The organism is Limnobacter thiooxidans, from assembly GCF_036323495.1.
GTDB classification, from domain to species: domain Bacteria; phylum Pseudomonadota; class Gammaproteobacteria; order Burkholderiales; family Burkholderiaceae_B; genus Limnobacter; species Limnobacter thiooxidans.
Genome location: NZ_AP028947.1, coordinates 359,256 through 382,258, shown reverse-complemented (window position 1 = coordinate 382,258; position 23,003 = coordinate 359,256). Strand labels below are relative to the sequence as shown.

At 54.2% G+C, this 23,003-nt stretch carries 25 protein-coding genes; 18 read left to right on the top strand and 7 right to left on the bottom strand.

What is annotated here, in order from left to right:
- Nucleotides 1-7: 7 nt before the first annotated feature.
- The 4 genes from RGQ30_RS01715 to RGQ30_RS01700 are packed head-to-tail and all read right to left on the bottom strand — an operon-like array spanning nucleotide 8 to nucleotide 2,957.
- Nucleotides 8-886 (bottom strand): MlaA family lipoprotein, encoded by an 879-nt coding sequence (locus tag RGQ30_RS01715; RefSeq protein WP_130558621.1) that lies wholly within the window; start codon nucleotides 884-886, stop codon nucleotides 8-10.
- 14 nt (nucleotides 887-900) lie between these two features.
- Nucleotides 901-1,374 carry an outer membrane lipid asymmetry maintenance protein MlaD gene (gene mlaD, locus RGQ30_RS01710; protein ID WP_130558622.1) on the bottom strand — a complete coding sequence of 158 codons (474 nt, stop codon included), beginning with the start codon at nucleotides 1,372-1,374 and terminating at the stop codon, nucleotides 901-903.
- A 12-nt stretch (nucleotides 1,375-1,386) separates the two neighbouring features.
- Nucleotides 1,387-2,172, bottom strand: a complete 786-nt coding sequence (gene mlaE, locus RGQ30_RS01705; RefSeq protein WP_130558623.1) for a lipid asymmetry maintenance ABC transporter permease subunit MlaE — start codon at nucleotides 2,170-2,172, stop codon at nucleotides 1,387-1,389.
- On the bottom strand, nucleotides 2,169-2,957 hold the full coding sequence (locus RGQ30_RS01700; RefSeq protein WP_130558624.1) for an ABC transporter ATP-binding protein: 789 nt from the start codon (nucleotides 2,955-2,957) through the stop codon (nucleotides 2,169-2,171). Before RGQ30_RS01700 ends, mlaE begins: the two co-directional genes overlap by 4 nt.
- 195 nt (nucleotides 2,958-3,152) lie before the next feature.
- Here RGQ30_RS01700 and RGQ30_RS01695 point away from each other — a divergent pair, with 195 nt between their 5' ends.
- From RGQ30_RS01695 to RGQ30_RS01660, 8 genes are read left to right on the top strand one after another with little or no spacing between them, the layout of a single operon-like run.
- Complete coding sequence (locus RGQ30_RS01695) at nucleotides 3,153-5,147, top strand: hypothetical protein (RefSeq protein ID WP_130558625.1); 1,995 nt, start codon at nucleotides 3,153-3,155, stop codon at nucleotides 5,145-5,147.
- Entirely contained in the window at nucleotides 5,144-6,097 is a 954-nt protein-coding gene (locus tag RGQ30_RS01690; RefSeq protein ID WP_130558626.1) for a GspE/PulE family protein, read from the top strand. The genes RGQ30_RS01695 and RGQ30_RS01690 overlap by 4 nt, the downstream gene beginning before the upstream one ends.
- Nucleotides 6,094-7,131, top strand: coding sequence for a type II secretion system F family protein (locus RGQ30_RS01685; protein ID WP_130558627.1), 1,038 nt, complete (start codon nucleotides 6,094-6,096; stop codon nucleotides 7,129-7,131). Before RGQ30_RS01690 ends, RGQ30_RS01685 begins: the two co-directional genes overlap by 4 nt.
- Nucleotides 7,128-8,009: a hypothetical protein gene (locus tag RGQ30_RS01680; RefSeq protein ID WP_130558628.1), complete on the top strand. Its 882-nt coding sequence runs from the start codon at nucleotides 7,128-7,130 to the stop codon at nucleotides 8,007-8,009. The genes RGQ30_RS01685 and RGQ30_RS01680 overlap by 4 nt, the downstream gene beginning before the upstream one ends.
- The gene (locus RGQ30_RS01675) at nucleotides 8,006-8,581 is read left to right on the top strand and encodes a hypothetical protein (RefSeq protein WP_130558629.1); all 576 of its coding nucleotides are present in this window, start codon (nucleotides 8,006-8,008) and stop codon (nucleotides 8,579-8,581) included. The genes RGQ30_RS01680 and RGQ30_RS01675 overlap by 4 nt, the downstream gene beginning before the upstream one ends.
- Nucleotides 8,578-9,717, top strand: coding sequence for a hypothetical protein (locus RGQ30_RS01670; protein WP_130558630.1), 1,140 nt, complete (start codon nucleotides 8,578-8,580; stop codon nucleotides 9,715-9,717). Before RGQ30_RS01675 ends, RGQ30_RS01670 begins: the two co-directional genes overlap by 4 nt.
- Nucleotides 9,714-10,481: a type II secretion system protein gene (locus RGQ30_RS01665; RefSeq protein ID WP_298219351.1), complete on the top strand. Its 768-nt coding sequence runs from the start codon at nucleotides 9,714-9,716 to the stop codon at nucleotides 10,479-10,481. The genes RGQ30_RS01670 and RGQ30_RS01665 overlap by 4 nt, the downstream gene beginning before the upstream one ends.
- Nucleotide 10,482: 1 nt before the next feature.
- On the top strand, nucleotides 10,483-11,121 hold the full coding sequence (locus RGQ30_RS01660) for a type II secretion system protein (protein WP_298219354.1): 639 nt from the start codon (nucleotides 10,483-10,485) through the stop codon (nucleotides 11,119-11,121).
- A 37-nt stretch (nucleotides 11,122-11,158) separates the two neighbouring features.
- On the opposite strand, the gene RGQ30_RS01655 is transcribed toward RGQ30_RS01660, so the two are convergent.
- Entirely contained in the window at nucleotides 11,159-13,159 is a 2,001-nt protein-coding gene (locus RGQ30_RS01655) for a monovalent cation:proton antiporter family protein (protein WP_130558633.1), read from the bottom strand.
- A gap of 104 nt (nucleotides 13,160-13,263) precedes the next feature.
- Between RGQ30_RS01655 and RGQ30_RS01650 the strand changes: the two genes are divergently transcribed.
- The 10 genes from RGQ30_RS01650 to rapZ all read left to right on the top strand — a co-directional run bounded on the left by RGQ30_RS01650 (nucleotide 13,264) and on the right by rapZ (nucleotide 21,035).
- Entirely contained in the window at nucleotides 13,264-14,256 is a 993-nt protein-coding gene (locus RGQ30_RS01650; RefSeq protein ID WP_130558634.1) for a KpsF/GutQ family sugar-phosphate isomerase, read from the top strand.
- Nucleotides 14,256-14,795: a KdsC family phosphatase gene (locus tag RGQ30_RS01645; protein ID WP_130558635.1), complete on the top strand. Its 540-nt coding sequence runs from the start codon at nucleotides 14,256-14,258 to the stop codon at nucleotides 14,793-14,795. The genes RGQ30_RS01650 and RGQ30_RS01645 overlap by 1 nt, the downstream gene beginning before the upstream one ends.
- Nucleotides 14,792-15,379, top strand: a complete 588-nt coding sequence (lptC, locus tag RGQ30_RS01640; RefSeq protein ID WP_298219359.1) for an LPS export ABC transporter periplasmic protein LptC — start codon at nucleotides 14,792-14,794, stop codon at nucleotides 15,377-15,379. Before RGQ30_RS01645 ends, lptC begins: the two co-directional genes overlap by 4 nt.
- A complete protein-coding gene (lptA, locus tag RGQ30_RS01635) occupies nucleotides 15,376-15,924 on the top strand; it encodes a lipopolysaccharide transport periplasmic protein LptA (RefSeq protein ID WP_130558637.1) in 549 nt (182 codons plus the stop codon). Before lptC ends, lptA begins: the two co-directional genes overlap by 4 nt.
- Nucleotides 15,921-16,700, top strand: a complete 780-nt coding sequence (gene lptB / locus RGQ30_RS01630) for an LPS export ABC transporter ATP-binding protein (protein ID WP_420915152.1) — start codon at nucleotides 15,921-15,923, stop codon at nucleotides 16,698-16,700. The genes lptA and lptB overlap by 4 nt, the downstream gene beginning before the upstream one ends.
- 12 nt (nucleotides 16,701-16,712) lie before the next feature.
- Nucleotides 16,713-18,233 carry an RNA polymerase factor sigma-54 gene (locus RGQ30_RS01625; RefSeq protein WP_130558638.1) on the top strand — a complete coding sequence of 507 codons (1,521 nt, stop codon included), beginning with the start codon at nucleotides 16,713-16,715 and terminating at the stop codon, nucleotides 18,231-18,233.
- 41 nt (nucleotides 18,234-18,274) lie between these two features.
- Nucleotides 18,275-18,604, top strand: a complete 330-nt coding sequence (gene hpf, locus RGQ30_RS01620; RefSeq protein ID WP_130558639.1) for a ribosome hibernation-promoting factor, HPF/YfiA family — start codon at nucleotides 18,275-18,277, stop codon at nucleotides 18,602-18,604.
- 110 nt (nucleotides 18,605-18,714) lie between these two features.
- Nucleotides 18,715-19,185 carry a PTS sugar transporter subunit IIA gene (locus RGQ30_RS01615; RefSeq protein ID WP_040512070.1) on the top strand — a complete coding sequence of 157 codons (471 nt, stop codon included), beginning with the start codon at nucleotides 18,715-18,717 and terminating at the stop codon, nucleotides 19,183-19,185.
- Nucleotides 19,186-19,189: 4 nt separating this feature from the next.
- Nucleotides 19,190-20,173 (top strand): HPr(Ser) kinase/phosphatase, encoded by a 984-nt coding sequence (gene hprK / locus RGQ30_RS01610; protein ID WP_130558640.1) that lies wholly within the window; start codon nucleotides 19,190-19,192, stop codon nucleotides 20,171-20,173.
- Entirely contained in the window at nucleotides 20,166-21,035 is an 870-nt protein-coding gene (gene rapZ, locus RGQ30_RS01605; protein ID WP_338284657.1) for an RNase adapter RapZ, read from the top strand. Before hprK ends, rapZ begins: the two co-directional genes overlap by 8 nt.
- Here the strand turns inward: rapZ and mutY are convergent.
- Nucleotides 20,991-22,160, bottom strand: coding sequence for an A/G-specific adenine glycosylase (gene mutY, locus RGQ30_RS01600; protein ID WP_338284656.1), 1,170 nt, complete (start codon nucleotides 22,158-22,160; stop codon nucleotides 20,991-20,993). The two genes, rapZ and mutY, sit on opposite strands and share 45 nt — an antisense overlap.
- A complete protein-coding gene (mutM, locus tag RGQ30_RS01595) occupies nucleotides 22,157-22,975 on the bottom strand; it encodes a bifunctional DNA-formamidopyrimidine glycosylase/DNA-(apurinic or apyrimidinic site) lyase (protein WP_130558642.1) in 819 nt (272 codons plus the stop codon). Before mutM ends, mutY begins: the two co-directional genes overlap by 4 nt.
- Between the last annotated feature and the right edge of the window lie 28 nt (nucleotides 22,976-23,003).

Below are 23,003 nucleotides of genomic sequence, written 5' to 3'. Positions count from 1 at the left end.
CTGAAAATCAGTTAGCCAAGCCCAAACCTTCTCGGGCACGGTCACTTTGCTGAAGGTCTCCCGGCAACAAAGTGGAAACTTCATCGTTTGCTGGCGCAGTTTGTACCAAGGCCGCCTTGAAGGGCGGAAAAGCTTCGGGCACTGTACTTGTGCTGCTCGACTCTTCCTCGAAATCCTTGTAGCCCTGATCCTCGGGATCGGGAGCGCCATCACGAATCAGACTGGCACGCCGCTTAAGATAGGCATCGCGAACAAAGGCATACTGGTCCAGCGCAACCCGCTCAACCAAATCCGTGGCAGGCAGCAATCGGGCGCGCGTGTTCACTACGTTCACAACAAATAGGCTGTTGCGAACCCGCACATCGTCATAATGATAAAGCGGGTCCAAAGGAGCATCCACCACGCGCGCCGGTGCGTCACGCAATGTGCTTGGGCCGAGCAAAGGCAACACCAGGTAAGGACCTGACCCAACGCCCCAAACACCCAGCGTTTGACCGAAATCCTCGTCGTTTTTCTGAAAACCCAGCTCAGTTGCCACATCGGCCAAACCAACAATACCAATGGTGGTATTCAAGGCGAAACGGGTAATATCACTTCCCGCGGCCTTGGGTTTTCCCTGCAACAGGTTGTTGACTGCAACACTGATGTCGTCCAGGTTGGAGAAAAAATTGCCAATGACTGTTTTAACCTCGGGCGGCGTGACCTTGTCATACCCTTGCGCCAGGGGCTTAACCACCGCCTTGTCGACCACCTGGTTAAAACCATCCACGGTTCGGTTGAACCCTTCCAACGGATCGGATTCCGAGGGGGCCCGCATGCTCGTGCATGCGGAGGCCAGGCTTGCTATACCCACCAGCAAACACAATCTTCGAATAGAAACTACCATGTGTATCCCCTTCATCACTTTTCGGAATCGCCTTCCGAGGCTTTACTGAACAGGAACTGGCTGATCAGGTTTTCAAGTACAACGGCCGATTGGGTTCGGGCAAACTTCTCACCACCCGCCAGGTTTTCCAGATCGCCGCCAGCTTCAATGCCAACATACTGCTCGCCGAGCAACCCTGAAGTCAGGATTCTAGCGGAAGAGTCTTTGGGAAACTCGAAGCCCTCTTCCAAATCCAGTGATACCACGGCACGGAAGGTGACTGGATCCAGCTTGATATTGGCCACACGGCCCACGGTGACACCCGCACTTTTTACCGGCGCACGGGGTTTCAAACCACCGATGTTGTCAAACTCGGCAGTGACCCGATATTGGTCACCAGCGGTGAATGAACTCAAATTGCCCGCTTTCAAGGCCAGGAAGACCAAAGCCAGTGCGCCCAGCAAAACAAACAGACCGACCCAAAAATCCACAGCTGCGTTCTTTTTCATACCATTAATCCGTTAAATACTGAACATCAGTGCTGTAAGCACAAAATCGAGACCCAAAATCGTGAGGGAGGAAATCACAACAGTTCGGGTGGTTGCACGCGACACGCCTTCGGGCGTGGGTTGGCAGGAATAGCCCTGAAACAGGGCGATTGAACTGACCGCAAAACCAAACACAACACTTTTGATGACGCCATTGAGAATGTCGTCGCGCACATCAACCCCTGCCTGCATTTGTGACCAAAACGCACCCGAGTCAACGCCGATGAGCAATACGCCAACGACATAACCACCGAAAATTCCCACCGCGCTAAACAGCGCTGCAAGCAAGGGCATGGATACAAGCCCGGCAACCCAGCGCGGTGAAACAATGCGCGCCTTGGGGTCCACCGCCATCATTTCCATCGCGGTCAGCTGTTCGCCAGCTTTCATCAAGCCAATTTCAGCGGTCAGAGACGTACCGGCTCGCCCGGCAAACAGGAGTGCCGACACCACGGGACCCAGCTCGCGGACCAGGGACAAGGCCACCAAGAGGCCCAGCGCCTGCTCTGCGCCATACCGGTTCAAGGTGTAGTAGCCCTGCAAACCCAGCACGAAGCCAACAAACAGACCAGACACCACGATGATGACGAGCGAATAGTTCCCGATGAAGTGGATCTGATCCACCACCAATCGCGGCCTGAGCAATGCCTTGGGCAACAACAGCAGCAATGCACCCACGAACCGGGCGAAAATCCCCAGACCGGTGACGGTGTTGATGACACCCGCACCGAGGCGGGAAATCAGGATGGCGGGGTTCATGCAAAATCCTTCTGCAGATCTGTTGCCGGGTAATGAAACTTCACGGGACCTTCCGGCAAGCCCTTTATGAACTGCTGCACGTAAGGATCCTGATTGGCCTCAACCTCCGCTGGTGAACCTTGTGCCAACACCCGGCCGTTGGCGATCACAATCACATGGTCGCTGATCGCAAATGACTCGTGAATATCGTGTGTCACCACTACCGACGTGGCACCCAAGGCGTCGTTCAAGGTACGAATCAGATTGGCGGTGATGCCCAGGGAAATCGGGTCCAGTCCGGCAAAGGGTTCATCGTAAAAAATAAGCTCGGGGTCCAGGGCAATTGCACGGGCCAAAGCCACACGGCGGCTCATGCCACCTGAAATTTCGGAAGGAAACAGGGCGCTTGCACCGCGCAGCCCCACTGCGTGAAGCTTCAACAAGACCAAATCCCGAATCGCCGATTCCGGCAGATTGGTGTGTTCACGAAGGGGAAATGCCACATTGTCAAAAACAGACAAGTCGGTGAACAAGGCTCCGAACTGGAACAAGACACCAATTCGCTTGCGAAAGGCATACAGCTGCTGGGTGTTGGCCGCAACCACATCCTGCCCCAACACGCTAACGTCACCTTTGTTCACGGGATATTGCCCGCACATCAACCTGAGCAGGGTGGTTTTACCCGACCCGGAACCGCCCATGACAGACACAACCTTGCCCTTCGGAATATCCAAAGAAATGTTTTCGAGGATCAGGCGGTCACCGTAGCCAAAATCCACGTTTTTCAGTTGAGCAACAATGCCCATGGAAGGTCCCCAGATGGCGATTTCAAATTAATTTGCATTGTACCTCGAAGCACAAGGCGGATTCAGGAAGCGTTGGTATTCCACACATGCCCCCCAATAGTGATGGGGGCTCCCCCAACCTACATGACCAAGAAGCGTGGATTTGGTTTCATGGAAGTAAGATCCGCTGCAATTCGACTCCAATAACTGGATACCGTGCCTGATCCGCTTAAACCTTTGCTGCGTGTTAACTGCCTAGCCTATGTAATACCCGTGGCCCTGCTGTTTGGATGCGCCGCACCGCCCATGGTTGATGACCAGGCAGTCAAATCCCCGGAAACCCTCGCGGCCACCGTGACCACGCAGGGCTTAAGCGCCATGTTCTGGGCAGACAAAATACGGCACACCCGAAACCTTTGGCCGGCAAACATGGCCACATTCAGCTTTCGGCTGGAAAACATTCCGGCAAGCCAAATACTGGAACTGATTTCCACCGAGGTCAATCTGGGCTATGAAATGGATAGCTGCGGTGAGGCACGGGTCAGCCTGGTGGGGCGAAACATGCCCTTGCAGCAGATCATCGAAAGTCTGGAACAGCAGGCCGGCGCGAGCATCCGGTTTGAAGGAAACCAGCTGATCATGCGTTGCGAAACAGACCAACTGCGGGTGTACACCCTGGACTACCTGTCCATTGCCCGGCAAATGAATGACTCCTCGAGCCTGAGCTCCGCAATTGCAGGCAATCCGCGCGAACTGCAAAACCGACAGGAAACGGGCAATCGATCAGAGTTGATGCTGAACAATGCACAGCAGCATGACCTGTGGGAAAACATGGCACTGCAAATCGAGCAAATCATTCAAGCACAGATCAAACCCGTCGAGTTTTCAACCCGCGAGCGCGTGGTGGACGAAGAAGAAGATCGAGCCTATGCAAGTACTCGAGCGCCCAGAACCCGGCGAGCCGACCCGAATTTGAGAAGTGCGACACAGGTTTCCTCAGAGCGGCGCGACATCACGACAACACGTAAGGAAACTCGATCGGGGCGAGTGATTGTTAACCCGGAGTCCGGCACCATCTCGGTGATTGCCAAACCTGGCCAGCATCGCCGTGTGCTTCAGTGGCTTGAGCAGGTACAGCGGCGAGTGGACCGTCAAATCGTGATTGAGGCAGTCATCACCGAGATATCGCTTAACGACCGATATGAGCGCGGCATTGACTGGAACGTGCTGCGTCAAAACGGAATCACTGCTGGCCTGGCTGTGCAGGGTTTGAACCTGGTGAACCCGGCGGTTACTTTTTCGGCACTGCGCAACACCGCCAGCACCGATGCGAATGTGGTGCTGCGCTTGCTGGAGGAGTTTGGACAGACATCCGTTCTTTCATCACCGAGGGTGGTCACCATGAACCAACAGGCGGCGGTGCTGAAGGTGATCGACAACCGGGTGTATTTCACCACCGACGTTCAAACCAGTGCGCCGACCCAAAACAGCCCGGCCTTTTCAACATTCACCACGCAGGTGCAAACCGTACCGGTCGGTTTTCTGATGACGGTGACACCGCAAATTGCAGACAACAACGCCATTCAACTGCGGGTTCGACCCACGCTAAGCCGGATCGTGGGTTTTGTTCAAGACCCCAACCCGGCATTGCAGCAACTCAACATCATCAGCCGTGTGCCGGAGGTTCAAACCCGGGAACTGGAATCAATCCTTCGGTTGAAAAGCGGCGAGATGGCATTGCTGGGCGGCCTGCGACAAAAGGAAAACAGCACACTTGAGCGGGGTTTGCCGGGTACTCCCGAGTTGCTTGATACGTTAACCCAAAGCGCAACCCGGTCCGGCAATCACATCGAACTGGTGATTCTGTTGAAGGCCACTGTGCTGGAAAGTGCGACATCCACACCCCAGGATGGTTCTCTTAAATCGAACAATGCGGCCAGTACAGACCAGTTGAACAACGCACTTTCAACAGGTCTGGGGCTGTATCAATCCGGCCAACACAGGGAACTCAAAGCATTGCTTGAGTTGCTTCAATCGCGCTTTCCAGAAAGCCCTGAAACCCATTACAACATGGCGCTTTTTGCAAACTGGCAAGGAAAACCAGAGCAAGCCATTGCCCAGTTGAACAAGGCCGAAGCATTGTGCATTCAGTTGAACTGTGATCTGCCCTTGCTGGCCGTTCGCGCTTTCATTCAGGCGAGTTTGCCATGATCGATTTTTTGCGATCGACAGAATCAACCGTTCGACATGCCTTGCACCTCAACGCATCGGACATTCACATCACCCCCACTCCATCGGGATTCCTGATTCGCTTGCGTATCAACGGGGTATTGGGAGAAGCAATAGAAGTTGAGCCCGAACCCGGCCGCGCCTTGATTCAGGCCTTCAAGGCCGAGGGGAAAATGAACATTGCGGAAACCCGCCGCCCTCAGGATGCAAGGCTGAGCAAGCAAGGCACCGAAATGCGGTTGGCCACCCACCCCACACTGCATGGCGAAAACCTGGTGATTCGACTGCTGAACACCCACGGCAAAAAGCAGTTGAATGAATTGGGCCTGAGTCCACAGGTATTGGAGTTGGTAGAGGACATGCTTGCACACGAATATGGCCTGGTGCTGGTAGCAGGTGCCACGGGCAGCGGAAAAACAACCAGCCTTCATGCCATGCTCAACAGCCTGGGCTCGAGAGCGGGGCGAATTGCAACGCTTGAAGACCCGGTTGAAATCATCAACCCCCATGCCGTTCAAACAGACTTGTCCCGGCTACCACACCTTGATTTTGCATCCGGCTTGCGTTCGCTGATGCGTCAAGACCCCGACACCATTCTGGTCGGTGAAATACGGGATGAAGAAACAGCCGAGTTGACACTGAATGCCGCGCTGACCGGGCACCGCGTGTTTGCATCCATTCACGCACCCGACTGTCTGGGCGCGCTTTGTCGCCTGATGGAACTCAATGTTCGAATAGGCAGCCTGTTGAACTGCCTCAACGGGGTTATCACCTTGCGACTACGGGCGACAGAACAAGCTGTTGGCCGACAACTTCGGGCCGAGGTCATGAATGTGAAAAGAATGGATCGCAAAGCCGTGCTGCAGTCCAAAGGGTTGGATGAGTTGGCTGAACTTTGCACGCCACTGGCCTTCGTGGCTTTTCCATCATGAATAACAGACGATATAGGATCAAACCCCAAACCTGGCAGGCCTGGATGGGTCAATGGGCTGAATTGCTCGAGTCGGGCTTGCCTGTGCTGGATTCGCTTGAACTCAGCGGAGAACTCCAGAACGGCAACCGCCAGGGTCGACTGCTGGTTGATCGCTTGCAGCGAACCCGGCAGTTTCTTCAGTCGGGGCAAAATCTGCAAACAGCATTTCGCGCCTCATTCGGTGCGCTTCCTACACCGCTGGAGGTGGCCTTCATGTGCGGCCAAGCCAGTGGTGACCTGGGCGCTGCCTTGAACGAGCAACTTCAACGATGGCGCACTACAAGGGAAGCAAACATCGCACTGGCCAAAAGCCTGATTTATCCCGGTGTCGTGCTGGCACTCGCCTTGGCTTGCTGGGTATTCCTGCACCAGGTCAGTAGCCCACACTTGACCATGACAAAAGCCAGCCTGGGTGGAGAATTCAAATGGTCTGAAGGCCTGCTGCTGGTCGGCGCAGCGATGATGACCATTGCTCTCGTGTTGCGGATGCACCAGCGAAACACGGGATCGGGCAAGCAGTTTTTCATTCCCCACAAACCCAGACTGGCCTCTGATTTCTACCACATGATTGGCTGTGAACTCCAGTCAGGATTGGACCTGATGCATTGCCTGCGGCACCGGAGTTTTCCTCAAATTGCCGGTTTGAGGCTTGGTTCTTTTAGTCCACAAGCCCACATGTTGAAAGAACTGAATCAACTGGCAAGCGAGGTTCAGCGTCATTTGCGACAAGGTCAGGGATTGGGCCAGGCCATGCAACAGGCTCAAGCGCCCCTATTCCTGATTCGTCAATGCCAGTTGGCCGAACAAACCGGCAATTTGGCGCACTGCTTTTTTCTGGCCGCCAAAGTGTACGAAATGCGAGCAAAAGCAGCGCAGGAAAGGTTGCAAAACGTCCTGCCACCGCTCGCACTGGCCTTGTCAGCAACAACACTCGCAATGGCCTACCAATTCACTCTTGCCCCGTTGTACAGCAACCTGACAGGGCTCGCATGAAACACATCAATCCCCTCGCGGATATCTGGGTTATTGATCAAGGCAAGGCCTGGCTGCTTCGCCAGGACCCATCCAACTCAACTTCCTGGCAAAAAGAAATGGGCATTTCGATTGAGGAATTCATGGGCAGCGCAATTGCCTTGGCCAGCTTTACCCACTCCGACACCCTGGTGTTTTACAACCTGCAATCAGGCAAAGCCACCACTGATAAAACCACCGTTTCAGAAGCAACTGAACAATTTTGGGTGGGCATCAAGCAAGACCCGCTGCGTTTGCTGCTGAAACGCGCAGGTCATGAGCAACATGAAATCAAAACCCTTCAATCCATGGGAAAAAAGACCCAGGTAATCAGTTGCGCAGACCCGGCCCTGTTTGAAAGGGCAACGCCGATGATGCTAATCAACCCCAATGAGCAAAAGCATCTTGAACATTGGCTCGCTGCCCGCAAGGAAGGTCATGGCCAACAAAGGAGCTACCTGGGCTTGCTCGCAAACCTGTGGATCAAGCCACAAGCGGCTTACCAAAACCTGCGCCTGGTGGCCGTGTGCTGCACATTGTTCAGCCTGGCGGTTGCACACCATGTGAACGAATTCAAAACTGACAGGCAACTGAACCACTTTGCACACGATGTCCAAGAAGCCTTGAAGAACAGTCAGGAAACTTCCGAGAACATAACTTGGGCTGAATGGGGCATTCAGCTTGGCAAGTTCGGCAAAGACAAACGGGCCAATTTGAATGCTGTAAACATTCAATGGAATGAGGAAGGCCATGTGCATACGCAGGCCATCCTGAACCGGGAGAGAAAACGGGTACCCAAAGGCTGCACACTGGAAACGCCCCGCCGCGCAAGCTGCTCCACCAAAGGGCTTTCACGATGAAACCCAGTGAGTTCGGCGTGCTGCGGCTGATTGGCTTTTCAAGAATTGCCCGCCCGGTATTGGATTGTGCCTTGCTGGTCATGTGTCTGCTTGGCTACGTCCTGATTCAGGATCACACCCAAAAAAATCAGGTGAACACTCCGGCAGAACAGCGGCTGGGGAAAATTCTCGCTCAGCAAGCCAGTCAAGGCCAATCCTCTTTGGTCATGGCATCAATCGATCAACAATTCGAGTCAGAGCCTGAAATGTGGGCCGGTTTGCAAGGCTGGCTTGCAGAAAACGCTCAACAATCAGGCCAATGCAGCTTCAGCGTGCTACCGACCAACCCGCCTTACCGCATGCAGTGCACAGGGGCCCAACAAAAAGGGCAAAAAACTTTTGCAACTCAAGCAAACCTTGCAGTTCCTGTCGTCTTGGTGACAAGTGTGGTCAGCGGGACGGTTAAACCCGTCAAAACGGAGAACAGCCTGCCATCCAGAAAACAGGAAGCAAGCTTCCGTGTTCAAGGCTGGGTAGACACTCACCAAGGCCGCAAACATTTTGATCCCAAATCCGGACGCTGGACTCAATGAGCTACCACAGGAAAGGCTACAGCCTGCTGGTTGTCATGGTGCTCCTGGCCTTGGGGGGATTTGGCCTGCAACAGCTGGCTAAAAACGGCCATTTTGCCCACCTGATGCTACTGGAACAAAAAGTTCGACAGAATCAAATTCTTGATGAAACCAAGGCCAGCCTGTTAGGTTTTGCTGGCAGTCAAGGCATCCACAGCCAAAGCCACCTGGGACACCTGCCATGCCCTGCCGACCTGCCAGACCAAGCTCCCAAAACAACTTGCCTGAACAAGCCTTGGGGCTACCTCCCCGCCCGCAGCAGCTTCAGCATCAACTACCTGAACTTGGGCTTGAATGCCCGACACAACGAAGGTGAAACTTCCGCGCAACACCATTGGCATTACGCAGTGTCGGCTCAACTGCTGCAAGCCAACGCACTGGGCTGGAGTCGTTGGGTGGACTACACCCAACCCAGTATCCAGGTGCGCATAAAAACGGAAAACAACCGGATACACAGCGGCATTGCGGCCGTGGTTGCTACAAAAATTGAACCCATTGATGCGCATCAATACGAAATCTCTGGCCCTCACTTGCTGATTTCAGTGCGGGAACTTCAGCATCAAATGACCGAGGTTCAGAAGCATCAAATCCGGGACACGGTGACCTCGTGGGGGCAGATTTCGGCATCGACGGGTCAGACAATTGCACCCAATGAAAACCTGACTCCAAATGCAGGGTCAATCAACAACCTCAAACCAGTCGATTCAAATTGCAGTTGCCGTTGCACAAGGACCCGCTGTACCTGTCAATGTGATCAAAACGCTCAATGGATTTCATCAGGCCCGTGTGTCGGCAGCAACCCCGGCTGCCTGGAACATTCGACACACACCGAATGCAGCAGCAGTTTAGAAGTAGCCTGCGTCATGGGTGGGCCAAGCCAGTTGAAAAGCCACTGGCCCGTAAGCCGCTTTGAACCGGTTGCTGCAGCCAACAAATCGTGCAGACCGGTGAGCCGTCATGAATGCCCGCTCACCACGGACAGCACACCCTGCATTTGCGACTTTTCTTGGCCCGACAACGTGAAAGAAGACCTGGCGAAATTTCAGGTCAATGTTGGACCCGATTCCAGGCTTACAGTCAGGCATGTTCAACCATGAAACCGCTTGCATGCCCTTCGTTCAACCAATGTCGGCTTCAAGGCTTCATGCTGATTGAAATTGCCTTGGTGATCATGCTGGTGGCAGTCATTCTTGGGCCGATTTTGCACTTGATTGGGGGTCAAAGAAGCAAGTCTGACGTCCTCAAACAACTTGAACACCGACAAAAAATAACAGAAGCGGTTGAAGGGTTTGTGCTGGCAACAGGGAGACTGCCCTGCCCAGCCATTGATAAAAACGGCACAGAATCCCGAAGCACAGAGGCTTGTCTGCAACGTGAAGGCTGGCTTCCCAGCGCTACGTTGCACACAGGGGGCTTGCCTACCCCTTGGCGAATTGCAGTGGCCACACTGGATCAAGCTGGGGAGCCTGCTGAAAACGCCTTGCTGACTGGCAAGCCATTCGAGCAACTCAGCCCACAACAACTTTCTGAAATCATTTTTGCTCCAATTACTGCCAACCATGGCTTGGGCACCGGCCCACTGCCAGCCATACACCTGTGCGAACAAATCGCCGGGCAAAACTTGCCGGCGAATACAAGCCCAGGCTGCGGAACCCACACCCTGATCAGCCCCAGCGCCGTGTGGGTGGCTTATCCGGTTGTAGCTGACATGGAAAGCAACATCAACCTCAACCGGTTTCAACAGTTTTTTATCAACCCGGTCGACCCCCTGTCCAATCCGGTCTGGATTTCATATGAACGTATGAACTGGCTCTGGATGAAACGCGGCTCACTCGACAACCCACCACCTCAGGAGAATTGAATTGAAAACAACCCCAAACCGGCAAACTGGCTTTTCCCTGCTTGAACTGGCCATTGCACTTGCCGTGTTGGCAATACTTGCTGGCGGCGTGCTGAAAGGTCGTGAATTGCTCAACAGCGCAAAGGTGCAGGCCACCATCACTGACATTGCCAACATTGAAACAGCACTGTCTGCTTTTGAGGCACGCTATTCTGCCCTGCCCGGGGACTTTGTTGCAGCCAGCGCCGCCAACTTGGGTACAAGTGCGGGCGACGGCAATGGACTGATTGAAGATGCTGAGGCCTGCGCTGTTTTCACTCACCTTCAACTTGCCGGCTTTTTGCAGGGTGAATTCACAGCGGGCGGTAACGCTGGCAACTGCACGCCAGCAAGCAATCTGGAGAACCAGTTCAGCGGCCGCTACCAGTTGGCCAACGTCTTTGAGGGACCCGGTACGCGCGAAAACGCCATGACCTTGTTGCTCGGTGATCAGATCCCAGTCAGCCAGTTGGCCGAAATTGACCGGAAACTCGACGATGGCAACCCACTACGCGGCAATGTTCAAGTGCTAACAGATGATGAGGCGCTTTGTGCCACTGAAGAAGGCAATTGGAACGAGACACAAGGCGGAGTGTGCGCCGCACTTTATGTACTTCGATAGGTCACTATGACTGGCCGTTGGTTCTCAAAACCACGCCTCAACGGCCAGCAGACTTTCGGCCTAGAATAATGGCCTCGGCCAGGCTCAAGGAATCTGGCTGCCCCTTCAACACCAGGATGTCGCCCGATTCCAGTTGTGTGTCGGGCGAGGGGTCACCCCCGCGGATACCGCGCCTGCGAATGGCGCTGACCTCAATATCCAGATCCAGAATGCCCAGCTCCGCCAGGCTTTTCCCAACACCACTGGCCCCTGGCTCCACAAATACAGAGTGCAACCGAACCCACTGGTTCTCAGGTGTATCGGCTTCGTCATCGACCCCCCGAAACACGCCCCGAAACATCTGGTAGCGCGACTCACGAATGGCGCGAATCTGCTTGACCACACGCGAAACCGGTACGCCCAGCAACATCAAAGCTTGAGACCCCAGCATCAAGCTGCCTTCAAGAATTTCAGGTACCACCTCGGTGGCCCCCGCAGCTATCAGCTTTTCAAGATCACTTTCGTCGTAAGTGCGAACCACGACCGGTACATTTGGCGCCAACGCTCGTACGGCAATCAACACCTTTTCAGCCGATTTGAACTCGGCAAAAGTGACCACCACGCAAGAGGCGCGAAGCAAACCTGCAGCAACTAGTGTTTCGCGTTTGGCTGCATCGCCAAAAACCACGGAATCACCGGCAGCAGTGGCCTCTCGAATTCGGTCAGGGTCCAGGTCAAGTGCCACATAATCCAGGTCTTCACGATTCAAAAGCCGTGCCAAGTGTTGTCCGCTGCGTCCGAACCCGCAAATCAACACATGCTTGGTGCTGGAAAGACTTTTCTGGGCGATCTGATGAAGCTCAAGCGATTTTTGCAACCATTCCTGGCTTGAAAATCGCAACACGATTCGATCGGCATGTTGAATCATGAAAGGCGCAGCCAACATGGACAGCACCATGCTCGCCGTGATGGTCTGCAACCACGGGTCTGGCACCAAGCCGAACCCTGCCGAACCCGTATTGGCCAGCAGCACAAAACCGAATTCGCCAGCCTGCGCCAGGTAAATCCCCGTGCGCATGGCTGTCCCTGTGTTGGCACCAAACACCCGGGCCAAGGCAGCAATCAGAATCAGTTTGGCCAGCACAGGCAGCACCGCCAGGCCAATGACCCAGTACCAGTTGTCAATGACCGCCTGAGGATTCAACAGCATGCCGGTTGTGACGAAAAACAGCCCCAACAGGACATCCCTGAAGGGTTTGATGTCTTCTTCCACTTGGTGTTTGTACTGGGTCTCGGCAATCAAGATACCAGCCACGAAAGCCCCCAAGGCCAGGGAAAGCTCAGCCAATTCGGTGAGCCAGGCCAAACCCAGCGTAATCAACAACACATTGAGTACAAAAAGCTCTTGTGACTTGCTTCTGGCTACAAAGGTCATCCACCAGTTCATCATGCGTTGGCCGAACACCAGCATCAAACCCAACACCAATGCGGCCTTGACCATGGCCAGGCTCAGCGTCAACGTGAGGTTACCGGCATCCTGCCCCAATGCAGGAATAATGATGAGCAAGGGCACCACCGCCAAATCCTGAAACAACAGAATGCCCATGATTTGACGCCCATGTGGGGAATCAAGCTCAAGGCGTTCCGACAGCAGTTTGCTGACAATTGCCGTTGATGACATGGCAGCAGCCCCAGCCAACACAAACGCCGTGCTGAATGGCACGTCAAAGAAATAACTTGCCAGCAAACCTAAACCCATCACACCCAGCATGGTCAAGCTGACCTGGGCAAGGCCAAGTCCAAAAACAACCCTGCGCATGGCATGCAACTTGGGCAGGCTGAACTCCAGGCCAATTGAAAACATCAGAAACACCACACCGAATTCAGCCAAGTGCCTGGTTTCAGCGGTGTCGGGAACGATACCCAGCGAATAAGGCCCAATCAGTGTGCCCGCAAACAGGTAGCCCAGCATGGCAGGCAATTTCCAGTGGCGGAAAAGCGAGACCGCCAAGACGGCGACCAGCATGAGTATCAGTGAAAGCTCTAGGGCGTTAGGCACGTTTAATGCTTAGGAAGTGAAGAGAATTGGCACGCGCTTTGCTATACTGCCCTGAAAACAGCACAGTCTCAAGCAACTTTTATCCAAGTTTATCAGGGGCCTCAATGTCAAAACCGCCGTCGAAACTCGACAATCCAGATTTTCTGGCCTTGGCCAGAGAAGCCTTGGCCATCGAAGCACAGGCTGTATTGGCCATGTCGGACAGGCTGAACTCCCAATTCAGCGACGCCGTAAAAGCCATATTGAATTGCACTGGTCGGGTCATTCTGGTTGGTGTGGGCAAATCGGGATTGATTGCCAAGAAAATCGCAGCCACATTGGCTAGCACAGGAACCCCGTCCTTTTTCATTCACGCCACAGAAGCCTCACATGGCGATTTGGGCATGATCACCGCTGATGACATCGTGATCGCCCTTTCAAATTCAGGCAACACAGAAGAATTGGTTGCCGTACTGCCCGCCATTGCACGACGTGGCGCAAAGATTGTGGCCATGACCGGCAAGCTTGACTCAGCCCTCGCCAGGCAAGCCGACGTGGTTCTGGATTGCTGTGTTGAAAAGGAAGCATGTCCGCTGAACCTTGCACCCACAGCCAGCACAACGGTCGCTTTGGCTCTGGGCGACGCATTGGCTGTTGTGGTACTGAAAGCCCGCGGTTTCAGCGAAGAAGACTTCGCACTGTCCCACCCCGGCGGCAGCCTGGGTCGCAAGTTGCTGACTCACGTCAGCGATGTGATGCGCAAGGGCGAGCGCATTCCCAAGGTTGCTCCCTCGGCCAGCATTTCGAATGCAATCCTGGAAATTACAAAAAAGGGGCTGGGCATGACTGCAGTGGTCTCGCCCGACGACAAATTGCTCGGCGTGTTCACCGATGGTGATTTGCGTCGGTTGATTGAGCAGGGCCTTGACCTTCGCGGGCTATTGGTCAGCGAAGTCATGAACACCGCACCGCGGTGTATTTCCGCCGACAAACTGGCAGTAGAGGCTGTTCGCATGATGGAAGTGAACCATGTCAGCCAAGTGGTGGTGGTGGATGAAAACCGGCAAATTGTCGGTGCACTGAACTTTCATGACCTGTTTGAAGCCAAGGTGGTTTGATGAATCCTGAATACGAGAACAGACCTACAGCCGAACTGGCTGCTGCCAAGATCAGGCTGATGGGTTTCGATGTCGATGGCACGCTAACCGATGGCGGGCTTTATTTTGGCAATGAAGGGGAGGTCATGAAACGCTTTAGCGTGTTCGATGGCCAAGGCTTGCGGCTGCTCATGGACCATGGCATCAAAGTGATCTGGATCACCGCACGTTCCAGCAGCATCGTCGAAAAACGGGCCAAAGACCTCGGAATTTATCAACTGGTTCAAGGCTGCAAAACCAAATTGCAGGCCTATGACGACATTCGTCAGTCTCTTGGTCTTGACTGGCAGGAATGCGGATTTTTTGGTGACGACTGGCCCGACTACCCTGTGCTTCAGCAGGTTGCACTGGCAGCGACCACGCCCCATTCACCGGAACCCATGAAAAAGACGGCCAACTGGATCAACAACCGGCCGCCTGGTGATGGCGCCGCGCGCGAACTGTGTGATTTCATTCTGGCCAACCAGCCCGAATACCGCAACCCTTGGGAATGCCGGTGAAACCTGTTAGTGCTTTCTTTAATCTGATTTCGCAGTTCATTCCGCTGCTGCTGACGTTCGTGCTCGCAGCGGCTTCGTACTGGTTTGCAATACAGTCCGAGTTAAGCCTGTTCAGTGCCCGCGGCAAGGCCGACCCCACAGTCAGCGACTACTACCTGCGCAATTTTTCAGTGCAAAGCCACGACCTGGCAGAAAACAAATACTCCATTATCCGCAGCAAATCCGCAGAACACATTCCGCAGGGCAACGTCTGGAATTTAACCAAACCCGAGCTTGAACAGTTTGAGCCCAACAAGGTCATGGTGAAAAGCACAGCCAGCAAAGGCGCCTACCTGCTGGACACTGACGAGGTTTTTTTGCGCGAAGACGTCATTGTCAACAGCCGCAACGATGGCTTGATGACAGTGATGAAATCCGAGGAAATCCGGATCGACAACATCGCCAATGAAATTTCAACTGACAAAAAGGTGCTGGTGACCCGACCCGGCCAGAAGTTTGAAGCGCAAGGGGCGACACTCAACAACGACACGGGCGAATTGAAAGCGCAAGGGTCAATCAAGTTTCGCATAGAGGCACAACGATGAAACGCACATACTGGACACCCACCTTGGTGCTTACCAGCTTGCTGGCATTCAGCCAAGCAGGCCATGGACTGGAAGCCGACAGGCTTCAAGCAACAACGATTGACGCCAACCAGATGACTTACAACGAAAAGTCCAACGTCACCGTGTTCACTGGCAATGTGTTGCTGACCCGGGGTAGCCTGGTCATTCGCGGAGAAAAGCTAACGTTGACTGAAACAGCCGATGGCAATCAACTGGCCAAGGTTGAAGGATCCCCAGCCCGGTTCAAACAACAGCGGGACTCCCAAGTCAAAAGCGACGTGCTGCTCATCAGTGGCACCGGCGAGATGATTGAGTTTGACGGCAACAAATCCGTTGTCACCCTGACCGGCAAGGCCAGCATCGAAAAGAGTGCCAATGGTCAACTAACAGAATCCATTTCAGGCAGCAAAATCACCTACGAACAAAACACTGAGTTTTTGAATGTGGTGGGCGCGCCAAACAGCGCGGGCAAAACACGGGTTCAAGCAGTGATCAAACCCAAGACACAAGGACAGGCGCAGTGAGCAACCCCGTCAAGCAAACCACCAACACGACGCCAGCTCAAACTCTGACCGGGCAAGGTCGGCTTCAAGCGCACAGCCTTCGCAAAGCTTACCGAAGCAAACGCGTAATCGAAGACGTATCCCTGCACGTGGACACGGGAGAGGTGGTGGGTCTACTTGGCCCCAACGGCGCAGGTAAAACCACCTGTTTTTACATGATTGTGGGGCTGGTCAGCGCCGACGAAGGAAACATCTGCCTGGAAGGCCAGGACATCACCCTCAAACCCATCCATGAGCGGTCGCGTGCCGGGCTGTCCTACCTGCCCCAGGAAGCCTCGGTATTCAGGAAGTTGACGGTCGAGGAAAATATTCGGGCCGTGCTCGAAATCAACCCGCCCACGGACAAAACGATCGATCAGGCGGTTGAAGACCTGTTGAATGACTTGCAGATCACGCACATCCGAACTTCAGTCGCTGCATCTCTTTCTGGAGGCGAACGCCGCCGCCTGGAAATTGCGCGGGCCTTGGGCAGCCAGCCCCGCTTCATTCTGCTGGATGAGCCGTTCGCGGGTGTGGACCCAATCGCAGTGCTTGAGATTCAGCGCATCGTCGCGTTTTTGAAGTCTAAGGGTATCGGTGTGCTGATCACTGACCACAACGTGCGTGAAACGCTGGGCATTTGCGACCGCGCTTACATCATCAGCGCGGGCCGGGTATTGGCCTCGGGCAGCCCGGAGCAGATTGTAAAAAATGACGATGTACGCCGTGTATATCTTGGCGAACACTTCCGGATGTAAAGCTGAATCAACATGAAACAATCACTTCAGCTTAAAGTTTCCCAAAACCTCACGCTAACCCCTCAGCTACAGCAGTCCATTCGCCTGTTACAACTGTCCACGCTTGAATTGCAGCAGGAAATCCAGCAGGCCCTTGCCGAAAACCCGCTGCTAGAACTGGCAGATGAAGAAGCGATGGAAGGCGAACGCACACTGAGCCTGGACAGCAGCAATGGTGAACTGCACGAACCCAAAGGCGACAGCTTTGAGGCTGAACCCGACCCCCGTAAAGCGCCTGAACCCGTCAGCGACCAACAGGCTGAACAGGACAACCAGGGCGAAGAAATTGTTCAGCGTGAAACCATTGACTCGATTGAGGACAATTGGGAAGGCGATTGGCGCGACAACAGCGGCGCCAACGCCGACGGCGATGAGGAAAAGCCAGGCCTGCAGCTTGCTGCGCCTGACAGCAGCCTGCACCAACATCTGATCGACCAGTTGCGCCTGACGCAAGCCAGTGAACGGGACAAAAACCTCGTGCTGTGGCTGATCGACTACCTGAGTGACGACGGCTACCTCACCGTTGAATTGGAAGACCTTTGGGAAACCCTGCAAGACGAACCCGACCTGGAGTTTGAAGAACTCAGCGCGGCCCTGAGCCTGCTGCAAAGCTTTGACCCACCTGGTGTGGGCGCACGCAATGCTTCCGAATGCCTGCTGTTGCAACTGGCCCAAAGGTCCGACATCACCTGCCAGCCCTCACTACTCGGCAACTGCCAGGCCATTATCCGCGACCACCTTGGACTGCTCGCCCAACGCGACTTCACCAAGTTGAAAAAAGCACTCAACGTGGACGAAGACGTGCTGAAGGTTTGCCACCAGATCATTCGTTCACTTGAACCATTTCCTGGCGCGCGCTTTCGCCGAATTGACGACGACCATGTAGTTCCCGACGTAATTGTCAAGAAACTTAGCGGCCAATGGCATGTGCAATTGAACCCGGATGTCATGCCAAAAATCCGAATCAATGAAATGTATGCCTCTATTTTGCGCTCTCATCGAGGGCAAAGTGCGCAACTCAGCGCCCAACTTCAAGAGGCCCGCTGGCTATTAAAAAACGTTCAGCAGCGATTTGACACTATTTTACGAGTCAGCCAGGCCATCGTTGAAAGGCAGATTGGCTACTTCAACCATGGTGAAATTGCCATGCAGCCCTTGGTTTTGCGAGAAATTGCAGACCTTCTCGGTCTTCATGAATCGACTGTGTCAAGGGTTACCACGCAAAAATATATGTTGACGCCCTATGGGTTGGTTGAGCTAAAGTATTTCTTCGGGAGTCATGTTTCCACCGACTCGGGTGGGCAGGCTTCCAGCACGGCCATCCGTGCGCTCATCAAGCAACTGATTTCTGCGGAGGACGCCAAGCAGCCGATATCTGACAGCCAAATCGCCGAACTACTCGGTCAACAGGGCATCGTGGTCGCAAGACGCACGGTCGCTAAATACCGGGAATCACTGAAAATACCCCCGGTGAACATGCGAAAGTCGCTTTAAAAACTAAAGCTTCCCCCGCAGCAACGAAAGGAGATACCTTTATGAACTTGAACATCAATGGTCATCATCTGGAAGTTACCCCAGCAATTCGAAATTACGTAATTGAAAAACTGGATCGGGTGAAAAGGCATTTTGACCATGTGATTGACGCATCGGTGACCATTTCAGTGGTCAAGCTGGTTCAGAAGGCCGATGTCACGCTGCATGTACGCGGCAAAGACATCCATGCAGAAGCAAGCCATGAAAACCTCTATGCGGCAATTGACGCGCTGGCCGACAAACTGGATCGCCAGGTCCTTCGCCACAAAGACAAAGTGACCAATCACAATCACACCCCCATGAAACACCAAGTGGTTGAAGAAGCTGAATAAACCACTGTAATTTCAGGGAAATTCAAAAGGCGGACAACAATCCGCCTTTTCCGTTTTTATGGCGTATAATCGGCCCCACCATTAGAAGCGGGTATCAGGAATCAACAGCGATGAACTTGATCGCAAATCTACTGCCACCATCCAACATTTTGTTGGACACACAGGTCACCAGCAAAAAGCGCGTCTTCGAGCAAGCCGGACTGGTCTTTGAGAACAACCAGGGTATCGCAAGGTCCAAGGTGTTCGACAGCCTCTTCGCGCGAGAACGTCTGGGTTCCACTGGCCTTGGCCAGCAAGTGGCTGTGCCGCACGGCCGCATCAAGGGTCTGCGCGAACCTATCGCATCCCTTGTTCGCGTTCAAGACCCCATCCCTTTCGATGCACCTGATGGCCAGCCTGTCAAACTACTCATGTTTTTGCTGGTGCCTGAAAGCGCAAACCAGCATCATCTGGATATACTGTCTGAATTGGCTCAAATGCTGTCTGACAAAGACTTCCGGGAAAAGCTCATGACCGAGTCTGATCCGGGTGCCACACACCAGCTGATCGCCAACTGGGAGCCCTACCAACCCGCGAGCTAAGCCTGTGAAGCAACTGAAAGAACTGATCGAAGCCAACCGCAACAAACTCAAACTTGACTGGCTTGCCGGCTTGAACGGTGGTGAGCGCCACCTCGACCTTCAGTGCTTTGCTTCCTCTGACTTGGTGGGTCACCTCAACACCATTCACCCGGGTCGCATCCAGGTATTTGGTCGTCAGGAAATTGAATACTTCGCACGCATCAGCGATGCCCGCAAACAAAACCAGATCGACAAACTGGTTGAGGGCGAACCGCCCGCCATTATCGTGGCTGAGTCTTTCCAGCCGCACAGCCTGCTCAAGGAAGCCTGCGACAAGGCCAACATCCCGCTGCTGGCCACCCCCTTGTCGGCCGCTGAAATCATCGACTTCTTGCGCGTTTATATCAACAAATGGCTCGCACCCTCCACCATGATGCACGGCGTGTTCATGGACGTGCTGGGCATGGGCGTACTCATTTGTGGTGAATCGGGACTGGGCAAAAGCGAATTGGGCCTGGAACTGATTTCACGCGGCCACGGCCTGGTGGCTGACGACGTGGTGGAATTTTCACGCGTGGCCCCCAACTACATTGAAGGGCGCTGCCCGGAACTGATTCGCAACCTGATGGAAGTTCGGGGCGTTGGTCTGCTGGACATCAAGGCAATTTTTGGTGAAACAGCCGTTCGCAGAAAAATGCGCCTGAAACTGATTGTGCACCTGGTGCGCAAAGCCTCGCTGGAATTGCACCAGGAACGTCTGGTCACCGAGCAGCAATATCAGGAAGTGCTGGGTCTGCCCATTCGCAAAGCGATCTTGCCCGTGGCGGCTGGCCGTAACCTGGCCGTATTGCTGGAGGCGGCAGTGCGAAACAGCATTCTGCAAATGCGGGGTATCAACACCCTGGACGAGTTCATGATTCGCCAGCAAAAAGCGATGCTCAGTGAATTGGGCGGTATCGAATACCTGCCAGTTGGCTCGGACACCGACCTGGATCTGGGACATGACTGACATGAAAGTGGTGCTGGTCACCGGGCTGTCAGGCTCTGGAAAGTCGGTTGCCATTCGCGCCCTTGAAGATGCGCATTTCTATTGTGTCGACAACCTGCCCCCCTCATTCATTCCTCAGGTGGTTGAACGCCTGTCTACCGAAGGGATTACGCAGTTGGCCATTGCAGCCGATGCGCGCACGGGGCGCGACATCATCGACCTGCCGCAAATCATTCAAACCCTGAAAGCCCGGGGTACCGATGTGCGCATCCTGTTTCTGGACGCAGACAACGACACCTTGATTACCCGTTATTCTGAAAGCCGGCGCCGCCACCCCATGAGTGCACGCTTGGGCGAACAAGCCACGGTACAGGAATGCGTGGATGCAGAACGTGAAGCCTTGGAGCCCTTGCGCGCCATATCCAGCTGTATCGACACCTCTGCCTTGCTGCCCAATGTGTTAAGGCGCTGGGTACTGGAAACAGTTGAAGGCGATTCAGCCAAACTGACACTGGTCTTTGAGACGTTTGGATTCAAAAAGGGACTACCCAGCGATGCAGACCTGGTGTTCGATGTGCGCTGCCTGTCCAACCCCTACTACGACAAGAATCTTCGCCCTTTGAGTGGCAAAGACATTGAAGTGCAACTGTACATTCAGGCTGACGAGCGCAGCGATGCCCTGATCGACGACATTGAAAGCTACCTGAGAAAATGGCTGCCCTCCTACCTGAACGAGCAGCGCAGTTATGTCACCGTGGCGATTGGTTGCACGGGCGGCCAGCATCGGTCTGTTTACGTGGCTGAAACTTTGGCCAAACGATTTACAACAAAACCCCTTTCAGAAATCGAGAGTATCCTGTTGCGCCATCGAACTTTGGGGTGATTCATTCAAACGCCCAGCCTGTTCCAGCAACTTGTGCACAATTCTGGGAACTGGTTTTTCAGAAAGTTGATGAAACGCCGCATGGAAACCAGATCGTTTCAAAGCCAGCACCTTGAAATGCATTTTCCTATGGGTTAACTCATGCACCAGCCAAGACTGACCTTGCAGACGTTGCAACTGTTCCTCAATCTCCTCCCGGGCATCGCTTAAGCCCCAACGGCTCAAGATCTGATCAAACTCGGGCAACAAGGCGGCGGGTTGATGTTCCTCGTCACACGGCACGCAGGGTGGAGTCCACAACCCTTGCCACACGCCTTTGTCAGGTTGAATGTCCAGCAGCAAAGCCCTCGTTTCATCCTGAACAAGCAGGCTGATGAAATACAACTCTGGCCGTTCTTTTTTCGGTTTCGGCGTCGGCAACTGGTTAACCTGCCCTTTGCTCAATGCCACACAGCTTTCGTTCAAGGGGCACTGCCGACAATCGGGGTTGCGCGGTGTACAACGCGTGGCACCCAAGTCCATCAAAGCCTGGTTGTATTGGCCAGGGTTGGCTCGGGGCACATTGGTTTCTGCAATCAACCACAACTGCTTTTTAACTGCACTTTGCTCGGGATACCCCTCCACCCCGTAATAGCGGCAGAACACCCGTTTGACATTGCCATCCAGAATTGGGGCCTGCACGCCATACGCCAGCGACGCAATGGCACCCGCCGTGGATCGACCAATACCGGGCAGACTTTCCAGATCAGCCACATCACGCGGAAAAACGCCACCAAAACGCTCAACCACTTGCTGGGCACACGCATGCAAGTTGCGCGCACGCGTGTAATAACCCAGCCCTGCCCACAACTGCATCACGTCCTGCTGCGAAGCGGCGGCCAAATCACTCACCTTGGGGCAAGCATTCAGCAATTTTTCGTAGTAGGTCAGTACAGTCGTCACCTGTGTTTGCTGCAGCATGATCTCGCTCAGCCAAACCTTGTAGGCATCACCGGTGTGTTGCCAGGGAAGGGTTTGGCGGCCATGCCGGGTTTGCCAGTTCACCAACACTGCTGCAAACTGCTCACCCTTCATCGGGTGCGATGCTGGACTCAATCTCAATGCCGGGCTTGATAGAGACTTCATCGCTGACAATTCGCACAATAGAATGTGCTGCGCTGATTCATGACCCGTCGCTTCACCAACGCACCACATCGTTTGCACGGTTGCCCTTCGCGGCCATAGACATCGCAGTGCAGCTGGAAGTGCCCCAATTCACCATCAATGGCCTGAAAGTTACGCAGGGTGGAACCGCCTCGTTCAATGGCCTCGCCCAGTACAGCCACGATGGCACCGTGTAATTCCACCGCGTTGTTTCGGCTTAGTCGACCTGCTGCTTTGCCCGGTCGTATGGCGCTGCGAAACAGGGCTTCACAGGCATAAATGTTGCCCACACCCACCACAGCAAAGCCACTGAGCAGCAGCGCCTTGATGGACACTTTCTTGCCACGTGTTGCAGCAAAAAAGGATTCAGGGGTAAAAGAATCGCTAAATGGCTCCGGGCCCAGTTTTGAAAACCTGACAAAACCCTGCTCCCAACCCGCCTCTTTTTTCACGTACTCCACACTGCCAAACCGCCGGGGGTCGTTGTATCTCAACACCTTCTCGCCAAACTTCCATTCAATGTGGTCGTGCTTGTCCCAAGGCGTTTGTGCATCCACAATTTTCATGGAACCCGACATGCCCAAATGCACCACAAGCACATGCTCACCGAAATCCATCAGCATGTACTTGGACCGCCGCTCCACGCCCATCAAAACCTGTTGTACACACTGCTGCACCTCACAGGAGACAGGCCAACGCAAACGCGGCTGACGCACCGTGCACAACAACAACCGCTGCCCGGAAAAGTGCTGGGCAACGCCTCTTTTGGTGATTTCTACCTCGGGTAATTCAGGCATAGACTAAAGCGCGCACGCGCATCTGTTA

Coding starts and splice junctions, on each gene's coding strand:
- mutM (WP_130558642.1), bottom strand. CDS start 22,975: ATGCCTGAATTACCCGAGGTAGAAATCACCAAAAGAGGCGTTGCCCAG.
- RGQ30_RS01625 (WP_130558638.1), top strand. CDS start 16,713: ATGAAACAATCACTTCAGCTTAAAGTTTCCCAAAACCTCACGCTAACC.
- rapZ (WP_338284657.1), top strand. CDS start 20,166: ATGACTGACATGAAAGTGGTGCTGGTCACCGGGCTGTCAGGCTCTGGA.
- RGQ30_RS01680 (WP_130558628.1), top strand. CDS start 7,128: ATGAAACACATCAATCCCCTCGCGGATATCTGGGTTATTGATCAAGGC.
- RGQ30_RS01675 (WP_130558629.1), top strand. CDS start 8,006: ATGAAACCCAGTGAGTTCGGCGTGCTGCGGCTGATTGGCTTTTCAAGA.
- RGQ30_RS01645 (WP_130558635.1), top strand. CDS start 14,256: ATGAATCCTGAATACGAGAACAGACCTACAGCCGAACTGGCTGCTGCC.
- RGQ30_RS01665 (WP_298219351.1), top strand. CDS start 9,714: ATGAAACCGCTTGCATGCCCTTCGTTCAACCAATGTCGGCTTCAAGGC.
- mutY (WP_338284656.1), bottom strand. CDS start 22,160: ATGAAGTCTCTATCAAGCCCGGCATTGAGATTGAGTCCAGCATCGCAC.
- RGQ30_RS01650 (WP_130558634.1), top strand. CDS start 13,264: ATGTCAAAACCGCCGTCGAAACTCGACAATCCAGATTTTCTGGCCTTG.
- RGQ30_RS01715 (WP_130558621.1), bottom strand. CDS start 886: ATGGTAGTTTCTATTCGAAGATTGTGTTTGCTGGTGGGTATAGCAAGC.
- RGQ30_RS01670 (WP_130558630.1), top strand. CDS start 8,578: ATGAGCTACCACAGGAAAGGCTACAGCCTGCTGGTTGTCATGGTGCTC.
- lptA (WP_130558637.1), top strand. CDS start 15,376: ATGAAACGCACATACTGGACACCCACCTTGGTGCTTACCAGCTTGCTG.
- mlaD (WP_130558622.1), bottom strand. CDS start 1,374: ATGAAAAAGAACGCAGCTGTGGATTTTTGGGTCGGTCTGTTTGTTTTG.
- RGQ30_RS01615 (WP_040512070.1), top strand. CDS start 18,715: ATGAACTTGATCGCAAATCTACTGCCACCATCCAACATTTTGTTGGAC.
- mlaE (WP_130558623.1), bottom strand. CDS start 2,172: ATGAACCCCGCCATCCTGATTTCCCGCCTCGGTGCGGGTGTCATCAAC.
- RGQ30_RS01690 (WP_130558626.1), top strand. CDS start 5,144: ATGATCGATTTTTTGCGATCGACAGAATCAACCGTTCGACATGCCTTG.
- RGQ30_RS01685 (WP_130558627.1), top strand. CDS start 6,094: ATGAATAACAGACGATATAGGATCAAACCCCAAACCTGGCAGGCCTGG.
- hpf (WP_130558639.1), top strand. CDS start 18,275: ATGAACTTGAACATCAATGGTCATCATCTGGAAGTTACCCCAGCAATT.
- RGQ30_RS01700 (WP_130558624.1), bottom strand. CDS start 2,957: ATGGGCATTGTTGCTCAACTGAAAAACGTGGATTTTGGCTACGGTGAC.